General features: G+C 58.4%; 6 protein-coding genes. All 6 read right to left on the bottom strand.

Annotated elements, in window-relative coordinates; all coding sequences use genetic code 11:
• Positions 1-1,317 (bottom strand): NADH-quinone oxidoreductase subunit L (gene nuoL / locus ACOSYY_RS07050; protein WP_421661559.1); only part of this gene is annotated, 1,317 nt, incomplete at its 3' end.
• 15 nt (positions 1,318-1,332) lie between these two features.
• Complete coding sequence (nuoK, locus tag ACOSYY_RS07045; RefSeq protein ID WP_421661558.1) at positions 1,333-1,629, bottom strand: NADH-quinone oxidoreductase subunit NuoK; 297 nt, start codon at positions 1,627-1,629, stop codon at positions 1,333-1,335.
• Positions 1,626-2,141: an NADH-quinone oxidoreductase subunit J gene (gene nuoJ, locus ACOSYY_RS07040; protein ID WP_421661560.1), complete on the bottom strand. Its 516-nt coding sequence runs from the start codon at positions 2,139-2,141 to the stop codon at positions 1,626-1,628. Before nuoJ ends, nuoK begins: the two co-directional genes overlap by 4 nt.
• 74 nt (positions 2,142-2,215) lie before the next feature.
• Complete coding sequence (nuoI, locus tag ACOSYY_RS07035; RefSeq protein ID WP_421661557.1) at positions 2,216-2,746, bottom strand: NADH-quinone oxidoreductase subunit NuoI; 531 nt, start codon at positions 2,744-2,746, stop codon at positions 2,216-2,218.
• 83 nt (positions 2,747-2,829) lie between these two features.
• A complete protein-coding gene (gene nuoH / locus ACOSYY_RS07030; protein ID WP_421661556.1) occupies positions 2,830-3,786 on the bottom strand; it encodes an NADH-quinone oxidoreductase subunit NuoH in 957 nt (318 codons plus the stop codon).
• A complete protein-coding gene (locus ACOSYY_RS07025) occupies positions 3,783-4,052 on the bottom strand; it encodes a hypothetical protein (RefSeq protein ID WP_421661555.1) in 270 nt (89 codons plus the stop codon). Before ACOSYY_RS07025 ends, nuoH begins: the two co-directional genes overlap by 4 nt.
• Positions 4,053-4,429: the final 377 nt, after the last annotated feature.

The following is a 4,429-nucleotide window of genomic DNA, read 5'->3' as shown; positions in this document are numbered from 1 at the left end:
CAGGAACACCAACCGGAAACTGTAGAGCGCAGTGATGAAGACACCGACGACACCCGCCGCCCAGAGCCAGGGCCCTCCCATGGGCGAGGACCACACTTCCCACAGAATCCGTTCCTTGCTGAAAAAGCCCGCCGTGATCAGCGGAACGCCGGCGAGCGAGGCAGCGCCGATGAGCGTTGCCCAGAAGGCCAGCGGCAATTCTTTTCTGAGCCCGCCCATCTTGAAGAGGTCCTGCTCATGGTGCAGGCTCAGAATGACCGATCCGGCGGCAAGAAACAGGAGTGCCTTGAAAAAGGCGTGGGTCATCAAATGGAACATGGCGGCAGATGAAGCGGCGACTCCAAGCGCCAAGAACATATAGCCGAGTTGACTGATCGTGGAGAAGGCCAGAACGCGCTTGATGTCCCGCTGGACCAGCGCGCTGAACCCCGACAGCAGCAGCGTAAGCGCCCCGATGATGGCGATCACTACTCGGACGACCGGCGCCAGGTCATACAAATCCTGAAGCCGGGCGATGAGGTAGACGCCCGCGGTGACCATGGTCGCCGCATGAATCAAGGCGCTGACGGGCGTCGGGCCGGCCATGGCGTCGGGGAGCCACACATGCAAGGGGAGCTGCGCCGATTTCCCCAGTGCGCCGCCGAGCAGTAATGCCGCGGCGGCGACGGCATAACCGGAGCCGACAGGCCACTCTTGTAGCGCCCGCCGCATCAGTTCCTGGATGTCCAACGTTCCGAGGTGGACCACGATCACAAACAGACCGATGAGAAAAGACGTATCGCCGATGCGGTTCACGACAAAGGCTTTCCGCGACGCTTCTCCGTTGGCGGGATCGCGATACCAGAAGCCGATAAGCAGATAGCTGCAAAGACCGACTCCTTCCCACCCCAAAAAGAGGAGCAATAGATTGTCGGCCAGAACCAGTGTCAGCATCGAGGCGACAAAAAGATTCATGTACGCAAAGAAACGCTGATAATCATTGTCCTCAATCATGTACTCGACGGAATACAGATGAATCAGAAAGCCCACGCCGGTGACGATCAAGATCATGACGAGCGACAGCCCATCCAAGTAGAAGGCCACCTTGGAGGTGAGGCCTGCGACATCCATCCATGTCCACAGCGATTGGGTAAATCCGATCTCCAGCAGTCCATGTTGGATAAGACCGGACGCCGCCAGACCGGCTGTCAGCGCCGATAATCCGACTGAACCGACTCCGGTGAGAGCCACAGTGAATCGGGAAAGCCCGCTCGCAAGCGTGAGCAGCAGAAAGCCGGCGAGGGGAAAGGCGGGTATCAACCACAAGAGATCTAGCATGAGTCCTACCGTGCACTAGCCCCGCATGAGGCTGGCCGCATCCGAGTCCAGCGTGTTGAACCGGCTGTAGAGTTGCAGCACGAGCGCCAGAGCGACGGATACTTCGGCCGCCGAGAGTGTCAGAATGAACAGAAACATAATCTGGCCGTCCGCCTGTGCCCAGCGGGCGCCGGCTGCGATAAAAGCCAACCCTGCTGCGTTGAGCATGATCTCCACCGACATCAACATAAAGAGAATGTTCCGGCGGGCCAGCAAGCCGATCAGTCCCAGGGCGAACAGGATGCCGGCCAGAAACAACGCAGGCGTCGTCATGGCGATTTCCTCTCATCCTGTTGGATCCGGCGGCCGAGATGATAGGCGCTCACCAGTCCCGGAAGGAGCAGGAGGGACGCCAACTCCACTCCGAGCAGATAGGGACCGAAAAGGGCGCGGCTTACTTCCTTCGGACCCACCACGGCCATCTCCGCCGATTGTCCCGCATCAGACCAGATAAGCAGGTAGAGCAGCTCCCCGAGCAGGATCAGCGCCAGGATCGATGGTCCCGTCCATGTACTCTGCGCCATCCACCGTTGTTCCTGTTCGATTGTCGCCGGTCCTAGGTTCAGCATCATGACGACGAACACGAACAGCACCATGATGGCGCCGGCATAGATAATGACTTCCAAAGCGGCCACGAAAGGCGCGCCGAGAATGAAAAAGATCACGGCCACGGCCAACAACGAGACCACGAGATAGAGCAGCGCATGCACGGGGCGGGCGCAGGTGATCACGCGAAGTGTCGCCACGACGGCGACCGAGGCGGCGATGTAAAATAGAAGCTCCATGGTCTTGTAAGCAGTGTTGAGTCCTGAGTGTCGAGTGTACACTCATTGCTCAGCACTCGATTTTCAGGACTTCTTCAGGGCATCAAACTCTTCACATTCACCGGCGGCAATTCATGTTCAGCCTCGCCCTTATCTTTGTCGCGAATCTTGACACCCGCCACTCGATAGAAATTGTAGTCGGGGTATTTGCCGGTACCGCTGATCAACAAGTCCTCTTTCTCGTACACCATATTACGGCGGGCATATTCACTCTGCTCGAAGTCCGGCACGAGTTGGATCGCGTACGTCGGACAGGCTTCTTCGCAGTATCCGCAGTAGATGCAGCGTGAAAAATTGATTCTGAAGAATTCCGGGTACCGGCGGTCATGCGCGGCCGTGTCCTCGGTGGCCTGCAGAGCGATGCAATCGACCGGGCAGGCGACCGCGCAGAGATAGCAGGCGACGCAGCGCTCTTCGCCGTCAGGGTCTCGAGTCAGCACGATCCGCCCCCTCCAACGCGGCGGCAGATAGGGCCGTTCCTCCGGATACTGGACCGTGACCGGCTTGGCGAACGTGCGTTTGAAGACGATCCAGAGACCCATCAAGAGATCAATGATATGTCTCATGGCTCTTCTGCCTTTCGTTATTGGTGAATCGTCGCCGCATATGGATGTGTCCTTCTTGCGAATCACGCTTCACGAGGCTCGTCCTATTCCATTCGAGCGAGCACGATTCCTCCGGTGACCAACAGGTTGATCAACGCGGCAGGCAGAGCCGCTTTCCATCCCAACGCTATGACCTGATCGAAGCGCAGTCGCGGCAGCGTGGCCCGCAGCAGAAAAAACAGGCTGATGAAAAACAGCGTTTTCACGGCAAACCATACGACCGGCGGCAGCCATGGACCGCGCCAACCCCCGAAGAACAGCACGACGATCATGGCCGAGATCAACGTCACGCCCAAATATTCCCCCACGAAGAACATGCCGAACTTCATGCCGGAATATTCCGCGTGGTATCCGGCGACCAGCTCCGCGTCGGCCTCGGGAATATCGAACGGCAACCGGTGCGTTTCAGCAAGTCCGGCGACAAGGAAGATCACCAGGCCGACGAACTGCGGAATGACAAACCACAGGTCGCGCTGCGCGTCGACGATGTCGCGCAAGCTGAAAGAACCCGCGAGCAGGACGACGCCCATGACGGACAGGCCCATGAATACTTCGTAGCTCAGCATCTGCGCCGTGGCCCGGAGGCCGCCCAGCAGCGCGTACTTGCTGTTCGAGGCCCAGCCGGCCAGCACGACACTGTAGGCGGCCAGCGAGGACATCGCCAGAAAGAACAGCAGGGCGATATTGGAATCGGCCACAACGGTCGTCGGCGTGAACGGCACGACGGCAAAAGACATGAGTGTCGTGACGATCACGACAGCCGGGGCGATCACAAAGACCGGCTTGTCGGCGAACGGAGGGATCCAATCTTCTTTGGTGAAAATTTTGATCATGTCGGCGAGTGATTGCAGGATCCCGCCCGGTCCGACACGGTTCGGTCCGTAGCGTTCCTGCCAAATGCCAAGCAGCCGCCGTTCGACCCAAATTAAAAGAGCCGCGAGTGTAAGCAGGCCACCGAGGACCGCCGCGATGGTCAGACCGGTTCGCCCCCAATCAATCACGACACCCTCCGATCAATTGTGATCGATTCGTGAAGATTCACCCACGCCGGTAATCGCATCCGGACTGCATCATGCACGATTGAGAGGCCGGCCGTGCCGGACGGCGTGGACGGGTCGAGCTGTACGGCCAGACGGTATGTGACGTCCTGCACCCGAAGCTCAATCGCCATTCCATCTTCAAGATGAAGCAGATCTCCATCCGAGGGATGCAACGAAAGGAAAGGGTCCGCCATCCGTTCAACGACGGCCGGGGCTCGGTTGCTCAATTCTTCGCTCCCAAAAAGAATGGGCAGCGGCAAGAGCAGCCATCGGAGGGTCGAGGGCTGAAAGGGACGGCAAGGCGATATGGATTTACGAGTCAAAAGTCGACATTGTTGGCCGCGTGAATTGCTGACAATGTGCTGACACCGAAGGAATTAGAAGTTCGCACCGGTTCGATGCTCGAAACGCCGAATTTTGCTCCGCGCGATGCGCGCCTTTCGCGAATCGGATCACTGCTGCGTTCTTTGAGCCTCTTCCGGGATGTCAGGAACGAACGTGTTGCCAGGCAAGCGTGGACTCCATTCGAAGTGATCGAAGGCAATGATCATTCCTCGAATACCCGGCAAGTCCGCGGATTCCTTCAATTCCGAAATCTCGGTTT

The sequence above is a fragment of the Nitrospira sp. BLG_2 genome, assembly GCF_049222245.1.
Note: the sequence above shows the minus strand (reverse complement) of the source record. Positions and strands in the feature narration are given on the sequence as shown.

Coding starts and splice junctions, on each gene's coding strand:
- nuoI (WP_421661557.1), bottom strand. CDS start 2,746: ATGAGACATATCATTGATCTCTTGATGGGTCTCTGGATCGTCTTCAAA.
- nuoK (WP_421661558.1), bottom strand. CDS start 1,629: ATGACGACGCCTGCGTTGTTTCTGGCCGGCATCCTGTTCGCCCTGGGA.
- nuoJ (WP_421661560.1), bottom strand. CDS start 2,141: ATGGAGCTTCTATTTTACATCGCCGCCTCGGTCGCCGTCGTGGCGACA.